The following is a 20,902-nucleotide window of genomic DNA, read 5'->3' as shown; positions in this document are numbered from 1 at the left end:
GATAGAATACGCCATTTTAGATCAATCGCTGGGCAAGGACGGATTTACCCGGTTCCAACTATCCGCCTACGATCGCCTTCGAACAAAGAAACTATAGTTTCGAAGGAAAACCATGGCCTGTGAGATAGAATGTCCGGTCGTGATGACGCTGGACTTGTTGACGAGCATCCAACAAACCGGTCTAGCCCTGACGATATTGGTCGATTGTTCGCACGCGAAGAATTTCCAAACCTGGCCGCAAGGTAGTCCGGCCAATATCACGATTGCCAAGCCGATCGAACTCGACACTGCGGTATCGCTGAACGGCGCCACGGTCGCCGACGTGCGGGCAAGGCTTGAAGCCGCCGCACCGTCGAGTGCGCTAGCCGGGTTCTACGACACGCTCAAGAAGGTGAATTCCGGCCTCGATGCGCTGACGACGCGGAACGTCAAGGTCGGCTTCGCGACGTTCGACACGATGATCGTCGATCTGGACGACCCCGCCGTCCTCGCGCGGATCGTCGGCCTTTGCAACGCGGCGACAGTCGCCACCTTCAACACTGCGAAGTCCGATCTGCGGTCGGAAATGGGCATGTACCTGCGCCAGCAAGGGCCGGGTGGCGTCACGTATAAGTTCCAGGGTCCGAAGGCGCCCGTGCCGCGCGTCGCCTGACGCAGGCCGCCTGATCGCCATCATCAACGATACACAAGAGGAGAGACGCATGACGCCTGAACAGGAAACCAAGGTACTCGCCCAGCTCTACGACCGTTTGTACGACGCGGTCACCTATGCGCCACCGGGCAAGGAGTCGGCGTGGCACAGAGATACGACGTTCATCCAGATGGGCAAGAATCTGGTTCTGAACCCCGATGATTTCGACGACATGATGAGTCCGGTGAATCCCGAAGGCGATCTGGGCAGCGCCGCGGCGTTCGCCATGTTCTGCGATGCGCAACCGACGACCGGGGCGTTGTGGTCCGATTCCGGCAAGACGACGTCCGCGGCATACCGGTTGATCGTAGAGGGGGCAAACACGGCGCATAAAATGAATGAAGAGCAGAAGAAGATTTACGACGATGCGTTCGACTATCTGAACACCGAGGTCACGACGGAAGATTTTCGGCACAACAAGAAGACCGTCACCGTCCCCAGTTCACCCGTCATCGACTACGAAGCGGCACAGGCCGCTTACATCACCGCGGTCGGAGGGTATCGGGCGGCGCGGAACGGCTACGATCTAAGTGACAAGGCAGACCAGCGCGCATGGAACGCGGTGCAGCCGGGGTTGCAGCTCAACGTCGATCAGGCCTGGAACAAATGGACACGCGCCTACAAGGAAGACGTCGAGCTGGCCCAGCAGGCGCTGGCGTCGACGGTCAACGATGCGCTGACCGCGGTGATCGAACAGTCGCAAAGGCTGGTGGGTCCGCAATATTCCCTCGCGTCACCGGACGGCCTCAACACGTTCCTGCCGACCTATGCCATTCCTTCGAATTGGGCGTCGCCCGATTGCCAACCCTCGAAGCTGCATTTCGATAGTTCCAATCTGTCGCAGGAGGAAAGCAAGGAAGCATCGAGCTATTCCGTGTCCGCCGGCGGCAGCTACGGCTTGTGGTCGGCCAGCGGCGGTGCGTCGGGCAGTTCCGAAGACGAGCACACGCATATGGAAAGCGACAGCTTCGTCCTCGATGCCGAGCTGATCTTCGTCCAGATCAAGCGGCCCTGGCTCAATCCGTTGCTATTCGAAATGCGCGACTGGTTCATGTCGGGTGTCGCCGCCCATGGTGTCTCCAACGGTGCCAGCGAGGACCTGCGGGGGCTGATGCCGCTGTTGCCGACCGGGTTCGTGGTTGCCCGCAACGTGACGATCCAGGCGAACTTCGGATCCGAAGACATGAAATTCCACTCCGAACAAACGCAGACCCAGGCAAGCGGCGGATGGGGACCGTTCAGCGTCAGCGGCAGTTATTCGCACAGCTCTTCCGATCGTAAATTCACCTCGAGCCTGTCAGGCGGCAAATTGTCGTTCGAGGGGCTTCAGGTGATCGCCTGGATCAGTTCGATCATACCCGCCTCTCCCCCGCTCGCGCCGCCTGCCGCCGCCTGATCGCATACCGCTCCCGTCGGCATCGTGCCGGCGGGACCGAACGCATCACCGCACCGGGATCGTGCCTGGTGCGCCCGACCAAGGAACCATCGCCGATGAATCTCGCCGGGGCGTTCGCCCGCACGATCCCGATCGACGACATTGCACCGCAAGCGCCGTCACGCCTCCGCAACCGCATGGCCGACGACGGCTCCGTCATGCTGCACGACGATACGGCACAGCGAGCGCAGCGCACTGCCAAGCCGGTGCTGCAACTTGCCGCTCTCCCCATTCCGATCACGCCCGCCTTGTTCGCCGGCGGCAGATCGGCCAGCGATCCGGAAGGCGACCTGCGTCCATTGTTCGCGTTCAGCGATCTGGTCGATGCGGTGCCGAACTTCGAACGGTTTTACATGCCCAGCGGATCATCGGTGCAGGCCACCTATGGCGCTGTCCTGCATGGTGCGTCGGCCGACGCCGGCAGCTTCGCCGGCGAAATCATCGCGGGGGCCGAACAACGCTACGCGCAGGCTGCGATGGCGGACTTGGTCGGTACCGGCGGATCCTGGTATCCTGCCTTCGCGCAGCCGGAGGACTGGTACGACATGTCCCGGCTGGACCGGTTCGTCGATATTGATATCGACCTGCTGGGGCAGGGTGGTGCCGACAATGCCTTTACGGTGTTGGGCGGAACGGACGCGGTGCTGCTGTCGACGGCGGACGGTCAGGCCGTGCAGCCGCTGTCTCCGGCGACGAAGCTGACCGGGATTACGATGAAATACATGTCGGTGCAGATCCAGCGGCCATGGCTGTCGTTCGCCCTGTTTCGCGCACAGGGGTGGCGACTGGGCACCGAACCGCCCGGCTTCTGTTCGACGGGCGACCCGCTCGACAACGACGGCATCCTGCCGCTGATCCCGATGCAGATGCTGCTCGGTGCCGACGTGCGGGTCAACGCGCGTTTCGCCGCCGAGGACCAGGCCGCGATCAAGACCGCGACGGATGCGGGCAAGACCGTCTACGTCGGCCCATTCGGACTGAACGCACCGGCGTTGCACGTCATCGGCTTCGTCAGCGCGCTGGTGCCGCGTTCGCCCATACCCGGCGCATCCTGATGCTCCAGCAGATCGTGGTTCGTACCGTCCCTCAGGGACCCGTTATTATCGGTTGAATCGAACGCAGGAAGACCCCCACGGTCCGGTATCCGGTGGCATCGTCGATACCTGGTTCGGGTTGGCGACACATCGGCAGCTTCCGTCCGGTACTGGCCGTGCGCTACCTCCAGTCGCCGCCGAGGAAAGGGAGGTTGCAGTTCGCTAATCTGCCGGATGGTGTCTCGATCAGGCGGCGGTGCTGCTGGCGATGAAGGGAATGGACGAACACATCGCCTGGGCGGCTGCGCAATTGCACGGATTGGTGATCCCGATCGCGCCGGAAGATTTCGTGCCGACGGTGGAGGGCTTGCAGGTGTCCGACGTCGTCATGGCCTGACGTTTGCAGCTTGCGCTAGACCCGTGGACCCGTGGACCCGTGGACCCGCGGTGACGTTCGGCTTCCAGTGTGTCTGCACAGACGTGTGGAGGACAACGTTGCTGTTTCGAGCGAGCAGGCAGAACGCGAGATGCTCGCACAGAGCCGGGCGGTGCCGGCTGAAGCAGCGACACCATGCACATCGGTACGGGTGCTGCTCAGCCCGCGGATAACTGTCGATTGCCTTTCCTGTTCGGAAATTGGCACGTTTATGGATTAGGTTGAGACGGGAAAGCCTAGCCTTCGCGCACCACGCAGCGGAAGCCGATATGGCTCGTCGACGAGTCTATCGATTGTGGATGACGCGCTGCCGGTCTGTAACGGCGGCAATAATTTTCGGCACAGAGATGCGATCCACCCTTCAGCACTTTGCGGCCAATCGGCGTATCGGCGATGGTAAGGTCGGAACGCTTCCGTTTCCTGCCACCGCGCGCGTCCGGTGCGAAACAGCAGTCTCCCTTGTTTCCGAGCTTCGCCGTCTTGTGCCGGGGCAGCGCATACCAGTCAGCTGTCCATTCCCAGACGTTCCCGATCATGTCGAACAGGCCGTAACCATTCGCGGGATAGTAACGTACGGGGGATGTCCGTTCGTAGCCGTCGAGCATCTGATTGGCGAAGGGGAACAAGCCTTGCCAATAGTTCGCCATCATCGCGCCGCCGGGCGCCAGTTCGTCGCCCCACGCATAGTCCGCGTTCTCAAGTCCACCCCGCGCAGCGTATTCCCACTCGGCTTCCGTCGGCAGCGATTTGCCAGACCAGACCGCGAAGGCCTCCGCGTCCGCGTAGGCGACATGGACCACAGGATGGTCGTCAAGCCCGTCGAGCGAACTTCCCTCGCCGAGCGGATGGCGCCAGTCGGCACCCGTTCGCACATGCCACCATTGAGACGCGTCGGAAGTGTCCACGGGAACCCGGCTCTTTTCGAACACCAGGGATCCAGGGTTGGCGTATTCGGGCAGAAGCCCGGGATAATCCTTCGGATCCGGTGCTATCTCGGCCACCGTAACGTAGCCGGTTTGCTCGACGAACCTGGCAAACCGGGCATTGGTTACAGGCGTTTCGTCGATCCAGAAGGCATCGATACGAACGCGACGGACAGGCGCTTCCTCAGGGTAGAAGCGATCGGAGCCCATATTGAAGAACCCGGCGTCGAGGCGCCGCATCCCTTCCGGCGGATCTCCCGTTCGCCCATTCGATATCGCCTTCATGCCGGCTTACGCCCTCACCTCTGTCACGACATCCTCATCGCCTACAATGCTGCATGAATCGAGCACTTCAGCGAATGGCCGCTTTCCGGTTGGTCGACCGGGCGCCGTCGGCCCGACTCGTCGAGGATCGGGCGTCGTTCAAACCCGCGAATGCGCCGATGCCGTCCATCATCGGCGGCAACACGCAAGGACGCCCTGTTAATCTCTCAAGACGCAGCGGAAAGTCCGCATCGGGCCATTGACATCGCCGAGCCTATTAGCTGATAAGTCATAGTGTAAAACAAAATCCCAACAAATGGGATTTCAGGGGGGATATCATGCGTCATCTTCGTCATCTTCGCCTTGCCACGACCAGCGCGACGTTCGCCATCGCGGTCGGCATCGCCTTTCCGGCAGCCGCGCAGAACACGACGGGGACCTCGCAGGATCCTCCGATCACCGCTGCGGCAGCGCAGCCGGCGCCGACGGATCAGCAAGCGCCGGCGGCCGCGACCGTCGACGCGGACACGCAGGGTTCCGATATCGTCGTCACCGGCTTCCGCCAGAGCCTCGCCTCGGCGATCCAGATCAAGAAGCAGTCGGCCGGCGTCGTGGACGCGATCAACGCCGCCGACATCGCCGACTTCCCCGATGCGAACCTCGCCGACTCGCTACAGCGCATTCCCGGCATTTCGATCGAACGGGACGGCGGCGAGGGTCGCACCGTCACCGTGCGCGGCCTCGGCGGCGACTTCAGCCGCACCCGCTTCAACGGCATAGAAGCGATTTCGGCGACGACCGGCTCGACGCTCGGTGCCGGTATCAACCGTGGCCGTTCCTTCGACTACAGCGTCTTCGCATCCGAGCTGTTCAACTCGATCATCGTTCGCAAGACGCAATCCGCCGAAGTCGACGAAGGCTCGCTCGGCGCAACCATCGACCTGCAAACGGGCCGGCCTTTCGACAATCCCGGCTTCCAGGCCGCGCTGTCCGGTCAGGCCGCCTATTACGATATCAACGACAAGGTCGCGCCGCGGCTCGTCGGTCTGGTCAGCAACACGTTCGCCGACGGCCGCGTCGGCATCCTGCTTTCGGCTGCGTACAACAAGCGCCTGACACAGGAAGACGCCTATTCGAACACGGCGCTCACCGACTTCAGCGACCTCAACAACGGCTTCTGCCCGGTGAACCCGGCGCAGGCGACGACGGTTCCGGTCAATCCGCTGATTGGCAGCGCAGCGCGTCCCACACAATGTATCGCCGCTGCCGGTGCGAACCCGGGATCGACTCCGGCTGCCTACGCCACGATAAACCAGCCCGGTGTCTTCGTGCCTCGCTTGCCCGGCTACGGCCGCTTCCTCAACCGGCAGGAGCGTCTGGGCCTGACCGGCACGGTACAGGTGAAGCCGACCGATACCAGCCTGGTCACGCTCGATGTCGCCTACTCCCGCTACAAGCAGGACAAGAACGATCTGGCCACCAACCCGATCAGCCTCAACCGCGGCCTCGGCGCCGCGGCGGGCGGACTGACGGCCGCGCAGCTGGCCGGGCGCCCCAATATGAAGGTGCGCGACGCCATCGTGGAGAACGGCCAGCTCGTCTATGGCGTGTTCGACGGGACCGACTTTTCAGTCACCAACAGCCACGATGTCTCGACGACCACCTTCTACCAGGTGGATCTGCACATCGATCAGGAGATCGGTGATCGCGGCCATGCCTCGGTGCTGTACGGCCAGTCGGATTCGGTGCTGGACAATCCCTATTCGCGGCTGGTCACCTTCAGTCGCTTCGACGGCACCGGCTTTACCTTCGACGCGCGTGGCGACAAGAAGTCCACGCCCCTGCTGAACTACGGCTTCGACGCCACCAACCCCGGCAACTGGCAGTATCAGAACGGCTACGACAACATCCGTGAATTCACGTCACGGGTGACCAACCGGCTCCGCAACATCAAGGTCGACTTCAAGTACGACTTCACGGATCAGCTGACCGGCAAGATCGGCATCGCCGCAAAGCGCTTCACCTTCATCTCCGAACGGCAGCAGCGCATCGCAGGCACGACCAACATCCCGACGCTGGCATCTGCCGGTCTGTCGATCGGCGATGTCAGCCTGCCGGCGATCACGATCGGCTCGATCGGCATCCCCTCCGGCGCGTCGAACAGCTTCATCGTGCCCAACATCGACAAGATCATGTCGGCGTTCAACGTCGACTGCTATTGCGTCAATCAATATGGCGATTTCCGCATCGGCAGCGTCGGAACGGGCGCGCAGGGCGACAATCGCGCCGTCGTCGAACAGGATATCAGCCCGTATATCCAGCTCGACTGGAAGGTCGACCTCTCCAACGGCATGACGGTACGCGGCGATGCGGGCCTGCGCTACGCCCATACCCATCAAAGCTCGCGTGGCTTCGTCGGCGTCGGCACGCTGGTGCGGGTGGCGCGCAACTACGACGACTATCTGCCATCGTTGAATGCGGCGCTGGACGTGACGCCCAAGCTCACCCTTCGTGCCGCGGCCGCCAAGGTCATGTCGCGCCCCTCGCTCGGCCTGCTGACGCCGGGAGGGTCGATCGGCACCGCACAGGCGCCGTTCACCGCGACGGTCGGCAACCCGCAGCTGGACCCGTATCGCGCGACCAATATCGATGCGAGCGTCGAATGGTATCTGGCGCCCGGGGCCATCCTGTCTGCCGGTTATTTCTACAAGGATATCTCCAGCTTCGTACAGAACATCACGAGCACCACGACCTATTCCGCAGCGGGCCTTCCGCTTGCCCTGCTGCTGCCGAACCAGGATCCGAATACGACCACCAACATCAGCACATCGGTCAACGGCACCGGTGGCAAGATCAAGGGTTTCGAGCTTCAGTATCAGCAGCCCTTCACCTTCCTGCCGAGTTTCCTTCGCAACTTCGGCACTATCCTGAACTACACGCACATCAAATCGAACATCAGCTACATCCTGACCGCCAACCAGGCCGGTCCGACACTCGTCGCGCCGCTGGTCAACGTCTCGCCGAATGCCGCCAACGCCACGCTCTACTATGAGGACAGCCGACTGTCGGCGCGGGTGTCGCTGGCGTATCGCGACGAGTACCTGCGTCAGGTGCCGCTGCGTTCGGGGCTGGCGGACTTTACCGGTTCGTACAGCACGACCAACGTCGACGCCTCGATATCGTACAAGCTCACCGATGGACTGACGCTGTCGCTCGACGCGATCAACCTCACCAATCAGGCGACCAGTTATTGGGATGGGGACAAATTGCGTGACCAGCAGGTCTATTCCAAGACCGGTCGCCAGTTCTTCGCCGGAGCACGGTACAAGTTCTGATGCACCACGCGGCGATCATCGCTGCGATACCCGCGACGGCGCCAGTGCCCGCGCCGTCGCGGGTCGTGTTCACCAGCGCCTGTGACCCCGGCCGCTACCCGCGAATAGAGCGGGGTTTGTTGCTGACGTACTTGTCGGGACGCCGCCACGACCCGTTCCATGCCCGGAGCATCGTGGCGGACGCGGTACGGGACTGATGCGTCGGGCGCTCGCCCTGCTGATGCTGCTCGGGGCATCGCAGGCGGTCGCGCTCGATCGACCGGACGAGGTGCTCAGGGTCTATCAATTCCCCGCCGACGCCATCCCGCGCATCGATGGCGACGCCAGCGACTGGGATCGTGTGCCGGCCAGCTACGTCATCCGTTCCGACCAGTTCGCCGCGGATAACGGCAGCGGCCGCCGACCCGATCCAGCAAGCCTGCGCGCAACGATCAAGGTCGGCTGGGTCAAGGGCATGAACCGCCTCTATATCCTCTACGAGGCGTGGGACGACCATTGGGACGTCGCCAGCGAGGGGCTCGATCAGGATATTCTGGAGATGGTCGTCGACGGCGATCGGTCGGGCGGGCCGCTGATCGCACGGTTTCATCCCGACATCGCGCCGCCCCCGGCGCCGCGTCCCACCCTGTCCGATGGCCGAACCGTGACGGACGAGGATGCTTGGTTCGGTTTCCAGAATCGTCACGCGCAGAATTATCACATCTTCACACCCGCCCGCGACAAGGATTGGGCGATGGCCTGGGGCCCGCAGGCGCCCTGGCTCAAGCGGCTCCCCTATTCGAACATGGCATATCGCTACGCCTTCAAACCCGGTCAGGCGGGCAAGCTCGTCGCGGAGTTCTGGATCACTCCTTTCGACCTTGCGGACGGCGACGGGCCGGAGCGATCCGTCGAGACGACACTTGCCGAGAACGCGATCGTCGGGCTGGGCTTCGCGATCATCGATCGCGACGGCCCGGGCAGATCCAGCTTCTGGAACCTGTCATCGCCGAAACACACCATGTACGGCCGCGCCGACGAACTCCGCGCCTTCCGCCTGATGCCGCCCGATCCGGCGCCGGCGATCAAGGCCGACTGGTCGTTCGTCATCCTCGACCGCGCGACCCGCGTCGTCGCCTTTCGCGATGGCAGTGCCGGCACCATCACCCATCGCCGCTGGGATTTCGGCGACGGCGAAACATCGATCGACACCCATCCGACCCACCGTTACGCCAAACCCGGCAAGTATGTGGTCGTCCTGCACACCACCGGCCCGGCCGGCACCTCGACCCTTTCCAGGGTCTGGGACGTATCGTTCATCGGAGATCCGCCCAAATGAACCGCCGCGACGCGCTTGTCTCCGGACTCGCTCTGGCCAGCCTTCCGGCGGCCGCCCGTGCCGGGCGACAGGTGTTCGACGTTCGGGCGCATGGCGCAGTCGGCGACGGTCGCACGCCCGACACGGCGGCCATCCAGCGCGCGATCGACGCCGCGGCGAAGGTCGGCGGCCGTGTTTTGCTCGGTGGGCGGCGGCGCTATCTCACGGGTCCGGTGACGCTCGCAGGTGGCATCGACTTCCATGTCGATCGTGGTGCGACGCTGTTGGTCAGCACCGATGCCGCCCATTACGCCGACCCGCTCGCCGGCGTCCTCCACGCCAGATCGGCGCACGGTCTGACGCTCAGCGGCGGCGGCACGATCGACGGCCGCTCGCCCGAATTTATGGAACGCTACGACGCGGCCGGCGAATGGTGGGTGCCGAAATCCTTCCGACCCCGCCTGATCGTGCTGGAGGATTGCGCCGATCTGACGATCCGCGACCTCACGATCGTTCGCGCGCCAAGCTGGACCGTCCACCTCGTCGGCTGCCGCAGGGTCCTCGTGGACGGGATCACGATCGCCAATCAGCTCGATGTGCCGAATTGCGACGGCATCGATCCCGATCATTGTCAGGACGTCCTCATCCGCAATTGCCGGATCACCTGCGGGGATGACGCGATCGTGATCAAGACCACGGCCGCTCACGTGCGATACGGCCCGTCGCGTGACATCGTCGTGCGGGACTGCATCATCGATACCCAGGATTCGGGGCTCAAGATCGGCACCGAGACGGTGCAGGATATCGAGAACGTGCTGTTCGAGCGCTGTGGAATCCGTCGCAGCTCGCGCGGGCTGTGCATCCAGCTCCGCGACGCCGGCACGGTACGGAACATCGTATTCCGCAAGATCAGGTTCATTTCCCAATACTTTTCCGACCCCTGGTGGGGCCGCGGCGAGGCGATCTCCTTCACCGCCATGCCGCGCGATTCCGCAACGAAGGTCGGCACGATCACGAACGTGCGTGTCGAGGACGTCACCGGCCGCGCGGAGAACAGCATCCGCATCGAAGGGCTGGGCGGCGCGCGCGTGTCGGACATACGGCTCGAGCGGGTAAACCTGACCCTCGACCGCTGGACCCGCTACCCCGGCGGCGTCTACGACAATCGACCGACCAGCGTCGTCCCCGCGATCGAGCCGCGCGATGCGGTCGGCATCAGCATCCGCCACGCGGATCGCGTCAGCATCGCCGATTGCAGGATCATCGTCGCCCCCGCCGCCCGCGCCCGCTTCGCCGAGGACGTTCGTAGCGAGGACACGCATTTCTTATCGCGGAGTTGAAGACAAATCCCGCCTTCCAACAGCCCACCGACATCGTAGAAGCGGAAGCCCGGCGAACGGTAGGCCGCTCGAAAAAATCGAGGTGCTCCATAATGCATATTATTCGCAAGGCTTGGCTGACGACGGCAGCCCAGATCACTGCACTGACGCTGTCGCCTACTGCGGCGGGCCAGCATGCGCCGTCGGCGAAAAGGGTGGCGCCCTCGGCTGGCGCGGCAGTGCGGCCGAACATCGTCCTGATCCTGGCCGACGACCTTGGCTATGGTGATATCGGCCCGTTCGGTCAGACGCGCATCCGTACGCCCAATCTGGATGCGCTCGCGCGCGACGGCGTGAAATTCACGCAATTCTACGCCGGCGCAGCGGTCTGCGCACCCTCGCGAGCCTCGCTGCTGACCGGTCGGGACACGGGCCATACGCAAATCCGCGGCAATATACGCATGGGCGGCGACCTGAGCGATGAGCGCGAACGCGGGCAACTCCCGCTGGCCGCGGGTACGCCCACGCTGCCGGGCATGTTGCGGCAGGTCGGTTACGCGACGGCAGCGATCGGCAAATGGGGGTTGGGAGGTCCGGGCAGCGAAGGTGTGCCGACTGGGCATGGGTTCGACTATTTTTACGGCTACCTCGACCAGACGCACGCGCACAATTATTATCCCACCCACCTGTGGGAGAACGATCGGCGCGTACCGCTCGACAACCGGTTCTTCTACGTCGACCCGAAGGTCGGCAAAACGTCCAAGGCGACCGCGGACTACCGCCTCTATCAGGGACAGGATTATTCGGCGTTCCGGATCGTCGAGGCGGCGCAGTCCTTCATCCGACGCCAGAGCCGCGCCAAACCGTTCTTCCTCTACTTCGCACCCACGCTGCCCCACGCGGCGCTGCAGCTGCCCGATCGCCTGACGGCGGCGTACCGGGGCCAATTTCCGGAACGCCCGGGCGATCCCGGCGACTATTCACCGCATCCGACCCCGCGAGCCGCGCGTGCTGCGATGATCACGGAGCTCGACCGGGAGGTGGGCGTCCTGCGTGCGGAGTTGCGCCGCGCGGGACTCGAAAAGAACACGCTGATCGTATTCTACAGTGACAATGGTCCCAGCAGCGAAGGCGGCGCGGACACGGCATTCTTCCGTGCCACGGGCGGGCTGCGCGGCGAGAAACGCGACCTGTACGAGGGCGGAATCCGATCACCCTTCCTGGCGTATTGGCCGGGGCATTTCGCGGGCGGCACGACCGTCCAAACGATCTGCGCCGCCTGGGACCTGATGCCGACGTTCGCCGCGCTGGCGGGTGCCGTTCCGCCCGCACCGATCGAAGGTCATTCGCTGCTGCCCGCGTTGCAAGGCCGACGCATGACCCAGAGCGGGCCGCTCTACTGGGAGATGAACGGCGACAACAAATCGGCACAAGCTGCGCGCGATGGCCGCTGGAAGGCGGTCCGGTGGCAACTTCGAGGGGCAGACCCGAGCCAGCCGATCGAGCTCTACGACTTGTCCAGGGACCCGCGTGAAACCACGGACGTTTCCGGGCAGCATCCGGCGATCGTCGCGCGGATGAGGGCGCAGCTCGCCCGGCGTGAGATGTCTCCGCGCGCGGAGTTCAATTTCCCTCCCGCACGGCCATGACCGACTGAACCATCCCGGGTTTGCCGGAAGCGATGGGATGCGAGCGCGCTGTCAGCGCAAATGCACCGGCTGGTGATGCTGATGCAGGTCCAGCAATTCCAGCAATGTATGACAACTTTTGCTTGACAGGTCCCGGCAAGCTGAAGAAGCATGCCATATGCACGACGCGACCGTCGACATGGCCACGCATCCGTGTTCCGTCGACGGCGCAGCCGTAAACTACGGAGATAACAGGCAAAAGCCTGATAATTTTAGGATAGCAGGATCTTGAAGAACATCTCCGAACATGCCTCTTCGACGGTCTTTGCGAATGCGAACGGGGGCAGCGGCGTTTCGCCGGTACATACCGCCCGCATCCGAAGGGCGGGCCGATTTCATCGCGTATCGGGCCTCGTCGTCTGCGGCTGCGCCGCCGCAATCGCCTTCGTCTTCTGTCCCGATGTTGCATCCGCGCAGGTGACGGCGCCATTTCGTGGGGGCGATACACCGATGAACACGGTGGTGACGCGTCAAATCCAGCCACAGGCGGAAAAGCTGCTGATCGGCCTCGCCAAGGAAGGCCGCGCCTATCGGATCGACGACGTTCCCGTGTTCAACGGCAGCGACAAGTTCCTGCCCGGCAAGATCGCGATCGGACTGGTCGACTTCATCGCCGACATTCCCGCCGACGATCCGCGCTTGCCGGGCTATCTCGCCGACTTCCGCAAGATCGCCAAGCTGACTGTCGACGACGCCAACGACAGCTGGGGCATCTTCTATTATCTGACCGCCATCGATCGGCTGCGCGAGCGCGGCCTGCTCGACAAGGCGTTCGACCGGCTGACGCTGGCCAAGCTGAAGGTGCGGCTCGACTGGCGGATGTTCGTCGATACGCAGACGTACGAACTGATCGACCATCCCAACAATTATTATTGCGTCGCCTTCGCCATCGCCCGGCTGCGGACGCAATTGGGGTGGGAACCGCGCGAAGGCAGCGACCGGCTCTACACCGCGATGGTAAAGCATTACCGGGAGTATTCGGGTGAATACGGCTTTGCCGACGAGACGGACGGGGCAGGTCGCTTCGACCGCTACAGTGTCCTGCTGGCAGGTGAGATAGCACAACGATTCCTCCAGACCGGCGAGAAACCGCCCGCCGAGGTGCTGGGCTGGTTGCGCAAGTCGGCCAACGTCATGCTGCAACGGGTGAACCTGTCCGGCCACGGCTTCGAATATGGCCGCAGCCTCGGGCCCTATGGCGAGACGAGCATGGTCGAGGTGCTGACCGCCGCCGCCGCGACCGGCGTGTTGAGCAAGGCGGAGATGGACCTCGCCTACGCTTATTCCTCCAGCGCGGCGCAGCATTACGTATCCTTCTGGACCGACGCGCGCACCGGCTCGGTCAATCTGTGGGACGATGGCCGCCGCACCGATGCCTATCGCGGCAAGTTCCGCATCCTCGGCGAGAACCTCTCGCTGGCGCACCAGTTCGTCTACACCAACGACTGGTGGAACACGCTCGGCTATCGCGACAAGGCGCCGACGCGCGACTTCGCGACGCTCGCCTCCGCCTTGCCGAAGCGGACGGTGACGTGGTTCGCGAAGGGCGAGTACGATCGGCTGCTGGTGACGTGGCGCGACCGCGGGCGCGTCGTCAGCCTGCCGGTCATCAACGGCGGCGAGTCGCAGCACGACCACAACCCCTATTTCCCGATCCCCTTCTCGCCGGGGATGCTGGAGGGCATCGCGGATGGCGATGCGCCACTGATGGTGCCACGGATCGCGCTCGCCGATGGATCGACGGTGATGCCGCTCGCCTATTTCCGCAACGCGAAGGTCGAGACGCAGGGCAAGCGGACGATCGTCACCTTCGAACAATCCGAACTCGACCGGATGGGCAAGAGCGGACCGGAGCCCGACCGGCGGCTGCGCGTGTCGACGCGCTACGAATTCGCGCCGGGGTCGATCCGGCGGCTGGACACCTATACGCCCATCGCACCGCTGGAGGTTGCCGGTATCACGATGGCATTCGGCACCTTCTCGACGCAGCCCGCCGGCACCGGGGCCAACGTTCGGTTCGGCGAGGGTGCGGTACGCAGCTTCGCCACCAGCGGGCTGGACCGTTGCGAGGCATCGTCTGCCGAGCAGGACACGGACTATCACGCATCGATCGGGGCGATGCGAACCAAGGTGATCTGCACGGCCGGACCGCGGACGGTGACGGCACCGTTTACGATCGGCTGGGACCTGCGCTACCAATGACGACGCGACGCGATGTGATGCGGCAGGCGGGGGCATTGGCTGCGGCGGTCGCACTCCCGTCGCCGGGCAGGGCCGCAGCCGGCCCTGCGCTGCTGTCCGTTGCGGATCGCAAGCGGCTCATCGCCGATGCCGATCGATACCTGTCGTTGCGCCCGCGCACGACCACGTCTGCGATCGCGCCGCGCAGCCCGGGCGGCCCGAAGGATTATTATTCCGAGGCCGATTATTGGTGGCCCGATCCGGCGAAGCCCGGTGGCCCCTATGTGCGACGCGATGGCCTGTCGAACCCGGACAAGTTCGATGCCCACCGCGACGCGATGATCGAGCTCAGTCTCGCCGTGCCCGCACTCGTCGCGGCGTGGAAGGCGACAAGGGATGCGCGATACGCTCGCCACGCGGAGACGTTCCTGCACGCCTGGTTCGTCGATCCCGCGACAGCGATGAACCCCAATCTGCAATATGCGCAGGCGATCATCGGGGTGAACACCGGGCGCGGTATCGGCGTCATCGACACGCTGCACCTGGTGGAAGTCGCGCGCGCCGTCATGGTCCTCGACGGCACGGCCGGCGGTGCGGTGCCGCCGGGATTCCGGCTGACCCACAGCGCGGCGATCCGTGGCTGGTTCGCCGCCTACCTTCAGTGGCTCACCACATCGAAGAACGGGATGGAAGAACGCGACGAGCGCAACAATCACGGCACCTGCTGGGCGTTGCAGGCGGCGGCGTTCGCGCGGCTGACCGGCGATGCGTCCGTCGTCGCCTTTTGTGCCGACCGGTTCCGGGAGCGACTGATCCCGGATCAGGTCGCGCCCGACGGGTCGCAGCCGCTCGAACTCGCCCGCACCAAGCCGTTCGGCTACACGCTGTTCAATGTCGATGCGCTCGCCGCCCTCGCGCGGGTGGCCTCGACGCCCGGCGACGACCTGTGGCGGTTCGCGACCGCCGATGGCCGGTCGCTGGCCGGGGCGCTGGCGTTCATGTACCCCTTCATCCGCGACAAGCGAACGTGGCCATACGCCCATGACGTCGAATATTTCGACCAATGGCCGATCAGGCACGTCAGCCTGCTGTTCGGGGCGGAGGCACTGCACGAGGAACGCTACCGGCAGCTCTGGCGCAGGCTGCCACCGCTTCCCGCGGTTCGCGAAGTGATCCGCAACGTGCCGCTGCGCCAGCCGACGCTCTGGATGTGAAGGTAATCCTCCCCGTCGCGCTGTGCTTCGTCGCAACCGGCACATCGGCGGTCGCAGCGAGCATACGGGTCGAGCCGTTCGGTACGACGCAGGGCGGTGCGGCGGTGTCGCGGACCGTGATGACCAACGACCGTGGCATGCGTGTCGCGATCATCGATCGCGGTGCGACGCTGACCATGATGGAGGTGCCGGATCGACAGGGACGGCGCCGCAACGTCGTCCTTTCATTGCCGGATGTCGCCGCGTTCGAACGGACGCAGCGACGGTGGGGCGGGATCGTCGGACGCTATGCGGGCCGCATCGCCGACGCGCGCTTCACGCTGGACGGGCGCGTATATTCGCTGACGCCCGGACGCAACGGCGTCACCCTGCACGGCGGTCCAGACGGCTTTGACAGCCGTATGTGGCATGCCGGGACGCGCCGGGAGGCCGGCTCCTCGGCGGCGATCTTCCGATTGACCAGTCCGGCCGGCGACCAGGGCTTTCCCGGCGGCCTGTCGGTCGAGGTCACCTATCGCCTGATGGATCGCGCCAACGAATTGCGGATCGAGTACGGCGCGACAACGACCGCGCCGACCGTGTTCAATCCTACCAATCACATGTTCCTGAACCTTGGCGGCGCGGACGGCGGCACGATCGATGCACACCGTCTGCGCCTGTTCGCAAGCCGCTACGTGGAGACCGATGCCCGCAAGATCCCGACCGGGCGATTGGCGCCCGTTGCAGGGACGCCCCTCGATTTCCGGCGCGCCCGACCGGTGGCAGCCAGTCGGGCGGCGTCGCATCCGCTTCTCGCGTCGTCGGGCGGGTTCGATCATTCCTATCTGTTGCGGAACAGTCCGACGGCGCGCCCTGTGCCGGTCGCTGTCGTCGAGGATCCGCAATCGGGGCGTCGGATGGCGATCGACAGCACCGAACCGGCGGTCGTCTTCAACAGCGGCAATGGTTTCGACGGCACCGAGACCGGCAGCGAGGGTGTCGCCTATGCCAGATACGCCGGGCTGGCGCTGGAGACCCAGCATCTGCCCGATGCGCCCAACCGGCCGTCCTTCGCTTCCACCGTCCTGCGGCCGGGACGTTCTTTCCGCTCGATGACGGTCTATCGCTTCTCGACGCTGCGACGACGTCATATGTAATACATCTTGCTAATTCTGCGGCCTGTCATATGAGTTGTCATTCAACTACGTCCGCAAAGGGCGGGTATGGCAACCGAGGAGGGGCTGGATGAAAACGACCTATCTGTTCTGCGCATCGGCGATCGCGCTGGCCTTTCACGGGCATGCCGCCGCGCAGGTGGCAGGTAACCAGCCCACGACCGGGGAAGCGACGGCGCAATCGGCCACGCCGACGCAGGCGGACGATCCGGCCACCGCCTCCGGTGACATCATCGTCACAGGCATTCGGCGCTCGCTGGCGCAGGCGGCGGACATCAAGCGGGATTCGGCGCAGGTCCTCGACGTCATCACGGCGGAGGACGTCGGCAAGCTGCCCGATGCCAACGTGGCGGAAGCGTTGCAGCGGGTGACCGGCGTCCAGATCACGCGCGTGTTCGGCGAAGGGCAGGCGGTCAACATCCGCGGGTTGCAACAGGTCCGGGTCGAGGTCGACGGCCGGACGCTGCTCGGCTTCTCGGCGCGCGTTTCGCCGCCCGAAAACGACAATCTCGGTCGGTCGTCGGGGCTGGATTCGGTGCCATCGTCGCTGTTCGGCCGTCTCGAGGTGCGCAAATCGCCACTCGCGAGCCAGGTCGAGGGCGGACTCGGCGGCACGGTCAATCTGGTCACGCCGAAGCCGTTCGATTTCAAGAAGACGACGCTGACCGGGCAGGTGCAGGGCACCTATTCGCAGGAGGCCGACAAGTTCGAACCGGGTGTCACCGGCCTGTTCACGACCACCTTCGCCGATGGCCGCATCGGCGTGCTCATCTCGGGCGAATACCAGAAGCGGACGTCGAACCTGCAATTGTTCGAACGCAACAACTTCTTCAACAGCCTGAACGGCGGCACGACGACGCTGACCGCGCCGCGCCTGCTGCAATATGAGAACGTCGACATCGATCGTTCGCGCTTCGGACTCAACGGGTCGGTGCAGTTCCAGGTCAGCCCGGAATTCGTCCTCACCGCGGACGGCCTGTATTCGAAGGTCAATGCCAACCGGACCAACCAGTTCATCGCCTTCAACATGCCGACCAGCGCGACGGCAAGGATCATCACCAATCCCGTGCTGGACGGCAACGCGATCGTGGCCGGTACCGCCGTCGGCAACGTCCGCACCGGCAATCAGGTACGCCGCGATCCTGCGACGAGCTACCTCGCCGGCCTGAACGGCAAATACGAAAGCGGCGCGTTCACGCTCGAGGCGGACGGCTATTACAGCCGCGGCACCCTGCGGCAGGAAATCGAGGTCGTGACGCTGCAATCCGCGAACACCGTCGCGGGCAGCTTCGACTTCCGCAACTCGACGATCCCGTCGTTGACCCTGAACACCGCATCCGGCGCGGTGTTCGACCCGACGCTCGTCGCCAACTATCCGGCACGCACCGACCTTCTCACGCTGCGCGCGAACAAGCTGCCGGCCAATCTGTCGGAATGGGCGGGCCGGCTCGATGCAGGCTATGACGCCGGCGACGGGGTCAAGTTGAAGGCGGGCGTGCGCTACGTCGATCTGCGCGGCGATTCCCAGGCGTTCCGCAGCCGTGCCGACGTCGGCATCGCGACGCTGCAACCGTATCTCGACAGCGGCAACGCCGGTTTCCTGTCCAGCATCCCCGGCAATTTCCCGCGCCAGTTCCTGACCGGCGTACCGGACGTGGATTTCATCCTCGATCGCGTATTGGCGGCGGAGCCGAACCAGAGCGGCGACCCGGCGGGAACGCTGCGCCGGAACGCGACACGCGACTACGACCTGCGCGAACGCACCGTCTCCGGCTATCTGATGTTCGATGCCGAGGGGCAGGTGCTGGGCATGCCGACGCGCGTCAACGCCGGCGTGCGGGTCACGCATACCGACTTCAAGGTGGATACCTTCACCCAGCGTGGCGCAGCGCTGTTGCCGCAGACCGATCGCAACAGCTACATCAACGTGCTGCCGAGCGTGAACCTGACGTTCAACGCAACCGACAAGCTGTTGCTGCGGCTGTCCGCATCGCAGACGCTGCAACGTGCAGGACTCGCCGAGCTCGCGCCGTCGACCTTCGTCGATGCGACCAACCTGACGCTGACCGGTGGCAATGCGCAGCTGACCCCGCCGATCGCGAGCAACCTCGACCTGTCGCTGGAATATTACACCAGCCGTACATCGCTGATTTCGGCAGCGCTGTTCTACAAGGACGTGCAGGACTTCATCGCGACCAACACGACCGAACAGGTCATTCCCGGCTTCGAGAATCTGGGCGTCGTACGGGTTATCCGGCCGGAGAACGTCGCATCGGCCAAGGTGAAGGGGTTCGAGGTGGGCGTAACCCAGTTCCTCGACTTCCTGCCATCGCCGCTCGACGGATTCGGCGTGATCGCGAACTACACGTTTGCCGACAGCAAGGACAGCAACGGCTTTCCGCTCGTCGCGACGTCCAAGCACAGCTACAATCTCGTCGGCCTGTACGAAAAGGGGCCACTGTCCGCACGCATCGCGTACAATTGGCGTGATGACGCGGTATTCGAATTCACCCAAGGCCGCCCCGACGTCATCGCCGCACGGTCGCAGCTGGATGCGCAGATCGGGCTGGATCTCACCGATCACGTCGCCCTCTCGCTCCAGGCGCAGAACCTGATCCCCAAGGACTCCGCGACGGTCGAGATCAGCAACTTCAATCCGTTGGCGGTCAACAGCTATGCGTTGTCCGAGCGGCGCTTCACCATCGGCCTGCGCGCGAAATACTGACGTCGGGAACGGGCGGTCGCAGCCGCCCGTTCTTCGGTCAGGCGAGGGCGGCGGCCACGCCGCGTTCGAGGCCGCGGAGTTCGGCAAGCCCGCGCATGCGGCCGAGCAGGGAATAGCCCGGGTTGGTCGTACGCGTCAGGTCGTCGAGGATCTGGTGGCCGTGATCCGGGCGCATCGGGATACTTCTGCCGCTTCTGTTCGACAGGCGATGAATCGCCGCGACGACCTCTACCATGCCGGCGTCACCCTCGAGATGCGGCGCCTCGTGGAACGCGCCGTGCGCTTCTCGCTGCACCGAGCGCAGGTGCAGGAAGCCGATGCGATCGCCAAGGCGATCGATCATGCCGGGCAGGTCGTTGTCCGGACGCACGCCGAGCGACCCCGTGCAGAAGCAGAGGCCGTTCGCGGGGCTCGGTACGGCGGCGAAGAGTGCCGTCAGATCGGCTTCGTCGCTGACGACCCGGGGCAGTCCGAACAGCGGAAAGGGCGGATCGTCGGGGTGGACCACCAGCCTTATGCCGGCGGCTTCCGCCGTCGGACACACCGCTTCGAGGAAGGCGACATGGTTCGCGCGCAGGCGTTGCGCATCGATCCCGGCGTAGCTGCTCAACGCTTGTCGAAATGCTGCGGTATCGAAATGCTGTTCGCTACCCGGCAGGCCTGCGATGATCGTGCGTTCCAGTCGCAGACGTTCCGCTTCGGACATCGCGTCGTACCGGGTCTCTGCCGCAGTAAGCGTCGCGGCGTCATAGTCGTCCTGCGCACCCGGCCTTTTCAGCATGTGTACGTCATATGCCGCGACTGCGATGTGCTCGTATCGCAGCGCCAGCGCGCCATCCGGCAGGGCGTAGGCGAGATCGGTACGCGTCCAGTCGAGCAAGGGCATGAAATTATACGTTACGACCCGAATGCCACAGGCGGCGAGATTGACGATGCTCGCGCAATACGCATCGACCAGCGCCGACCAGTCGCCACGTCCGGTTTTGATCCCGTCGTCGACGGGCAGGCTCTCCACGACGGACCATTCCAGGCCAGCTGCCCTGATCGTCGCCTGTCGACTCTCGATCGCCTCCCGGGTCCACACGGCGCCGTTCGGAACGTCGTGAAGGGCGGTGACGACGCCGGTTGCTCCGGATTGCCGGATATCCATGAGTCTGACCGGATCCGCCGGTCCGAACCAGCGCATGGTTTGTGTCATCAGCATAG

14 protein-coding genes are annotated in these 20,902 nt (G+C 64.3%); 12 read left to right on the top strand and 2 right to left on the bottom strand.

Going from position 1 to position 20,902, the window contains the following annotated elements; genetic code table 11:
* Positions 1–157 precede the first annotated feature (157 nt).
* From NF699_11195 to NF699_11180, 4 genes are all read left to right on the top strand, one after another.
* The gene (locus tag NF699_11195) at positions 158–652 is read left to right on the top strand and encodes a hypothetical protein (GenBank protein USU03642.1); all 495 of its coding nucleotides are present in this window, start codon (positions 158–160) and stop codon (positions 650–652) included.
* A 49-nt stretch (positions 653–701) separates the two neighbouring features.
* Entirely contained in the window at positions 702–2,087 is a 1,386-nt protein-coding gene (locus NF699_11190) for a hypothetical protein (protein USU03641.1), read from the top strand.
* Positions 2,088–2,182: 95 nt separating this feature from the next.
* On the top strand, positions 2,183–3,181 hold the full coding sequence (locus NF699_11185; protein ID USU03640.1) for a hypothetical protein: 999 nt from the start codon (positions 2,183–2,185) through the stop codon (positions 3,179–3,181).
* Between the two features lie 235 nt (positions 3,182–3,416).
* Complete coding sequence (locus NF699_11180; GenBank protein USU03639.1) at positions 3,417–3,557, top strand: hypothetical protein; 141 nt, start codon at positions 3,417–3,419, stop codon at positions 3,555–3,557.
* A 275-nt stretch (positions 3,558–3,832) separates the two neighbouring features.
* Here NF699_11180 and NF699_11175 read toward each other — a convergent pair whose 3' ends face one another.
* Positions 3,833–4,759: a formylglycine-generating enzyme family protein gene (locus NF699_11175; protein USU07062.1), complete on the bottom strand. Its 927-nt coding sequence runs from the start codon at positions 4,757–4,759 to the stop codon at positions 3,833–3,835.
* Positions 4,760–5,121: 362 nt separating this feature from the next.
* On the opposite strand from NF699_11175, the gene NF699_11170 reads away from it, so the two are divergent.
* The 8 genes from NF699_11170 to NF699_11135 all read left to right on the top strand — a co-directional run bounded on the left by NF699_11170 (position 5,122) and on the right by NF699_11135 (position 19,696).
* Entirely contained in the window at positions 5,122–8,118 is a 2,997-nt protein-coding gene (locus tag NF699_11170) for a TonB-dependent receptor (protein ID USU03638.1), read from the top strand.
* Positions 8,119–8,314: 196 nt separating this feature from the next.
* Positions 8,315–9,436: a PKD domain-containing protein gene (locus tag NF699_11165; GenBank protein USU03637.1), complete on the top strand. Its 1,122-nt coding sequence runs from the start codon at positions 8,315–8,317 to the stop codon at positions 9,434–9,436.
* Positions 9,433–10,755 carry a glycosyl hydrolase family 28 protein gene (locus NF699_11160; GenBank protein ID USU03636.1) on the top strand — a complete coding sequence of 441 codons (1,323 nt, stop codon included), beginning with the start codon at positions 9,433–9,435 and terminating at the stop codon, positions 10,753–10,755. The genes NF699_11165 and NF699_11160 overlap by 4 nt, the downstream gene beginning before the upstream one ends.
* Positions 10,756–10,847: 92 nt before the next feature.
* Positions 10,848–12,383 carry an arylsulfatase gene (locus tag NF699_11155; GenBank protein ID USU03635.1) on the top strand — a complete coding sequence of 512 codons (1,536 nt, stop codon included), beginning with the start codon at positions 10,848–10,850 and terminating at the stop codon, positions 12,381–12,383.
* 267 nt (positions 12,384–12,650) lie between these two features.
* Entirely contained in the window at positions 12,651–14,624 is a 1,974-nt protein-coding gene (locus tag NF699_11150) for a hypothetical protein (GenBank protein ID USU03634.1), read from the top strand.
* Positions 14,621–15,817 (top strand): alginate lyase family protein, encoded by a 1,197-nt coding sequence (locus NF699_11145; GenBank protein ID USU03633.1) that lies wholly within the window; start codon positions 14,621–14,623, stop codon positions 15,815–15,817. Before NF699_11150 ends, NF699_11145 begins: the two co-directional genes overlap by 4 nt.
* Complete coding sequence (locus NF699_11140; GenBank protein USU03632.1) at positions 15,814–16,953, top strand: galactose mutarotase; 1,140 nt, start codon at positions 15,814–15,816, stop codon at positions 16,951–16,953. The genes NF699_11145 and NF699_11140 overlap by 4 nt, the downstream gene beginning before the upstream one ends.
* 88 nt (positions 16,954–17,041) lie before the next feature.
* Positions 17,042–19,696 carry a TonB-dependent receptor gene (locus tag NF699_11135; protein ID USU03631.1) on the top strand — a complete coding sequence of 885 codons (2,655 nt, stop codon included), beginning with the start codon at positions 17,042–17,044 and terminating at the stop codon, positions 19,694–19,696.
* 37 nt (positions 19,697–19,733) lie between these two features.
* On the opposite strand, the gene uxuA is transcribed toward NF699_11135, so the two are convergent.
* Entirely contained in the window at positions 19,734–20,900 is a 1,167-nt protein-coding gene (uxuA, locus tag NF699_11130; protein USU03630.1) for a mannonate dehydratase, read from the bottom strand.
* Between the last annotated feature and the right edge of the window lie 2 nt (positions 20,901–20,902).

The organism is Sphingomonadaceae bacterium OTU29LAMAA1 (assembly GCA_024072375.1).
Taxonomy (GTDB): Bacteria; Pseudomonadota; Alphaproteobacteria; order Sphingomonadales; family Sphingomonadaceae; genus Sphingomonas.
The sequence above is the reverse complement of the archived record's forward strand: the minus strand, read 5'-3'. Positions and strand labels throughout refer to the sequence as shown.

Excerpts from the sequence above, each read along its gene's own strand:
- NF699_11190 (USU03641.1), top strand. The coding sequence starts at position 702 with ATGACGCCTGAACAGGAAACCAAGGTACTCGCCCAGCTCTACGACCGT.
- NF699_11185 (USU03640.1), top strand. The coding sequence starts at position 2,183 with ATGAATCTCGCCGGGGCGTTCGCCCGCACGATCCCGATCGACGACATT.
- NF699_11175 (USU07062.1), bottom strand. The coding sequence starts at position 4,759 with ATGCGGCGCCTCGACGCCGGGTTCTTCAATATGGGCTCCGATCGCTTC.
- NF699_11170 (USU03638.1), top strand. The coding sequence starts at position 5,122 with ATGCGTCATCTTCGTCATCTTCGCCTTGCCACGACCAGCGCGACGTTC.
- NF699_11165 (USU03637.1), top strand. The coding sequence starts at position 8,315 with ATGCGTCGGGCGCTCGCCCTGCTGATGCTGCTCGGGGCATCGCAGGCG.
- NF699_11160 (USU03636.1), top strand. The coding sequence starts at position 9,433 with ATGAACCGCCGCGACGCGCTTGTCTCCGGACTCGCTCTGGCCAGCCTT.
- NF699_11155 (USU03635.1), top strand. The coding sequence starts at position 10,848 with ATGCATATTATTCGCAAGGCTTGGCTGACGACGGCAGCCCAGATCACT.
- NF699_11145 (USU03633.1), top strand. The coding sequence starts at position 14,621 with ATGACGACGCGACGCGATGTGATGCGGCAGGCGGGGGCATTGGCTGCG.
- NF699_11135 (USU03631.1), top strand. The coding sequence starts at position 17,042 with ATGAAAACGACCTATCTGTTCTGCGCATCGGCGATCGCGCTGGCCTTT.
- uxuA (USU03630.1), bottom strand. The coding sequence starts at position 20,900 with ATGCTGATGACACAAACCATGCGCTGGTTCGGACCGGCGGATCCGGTC.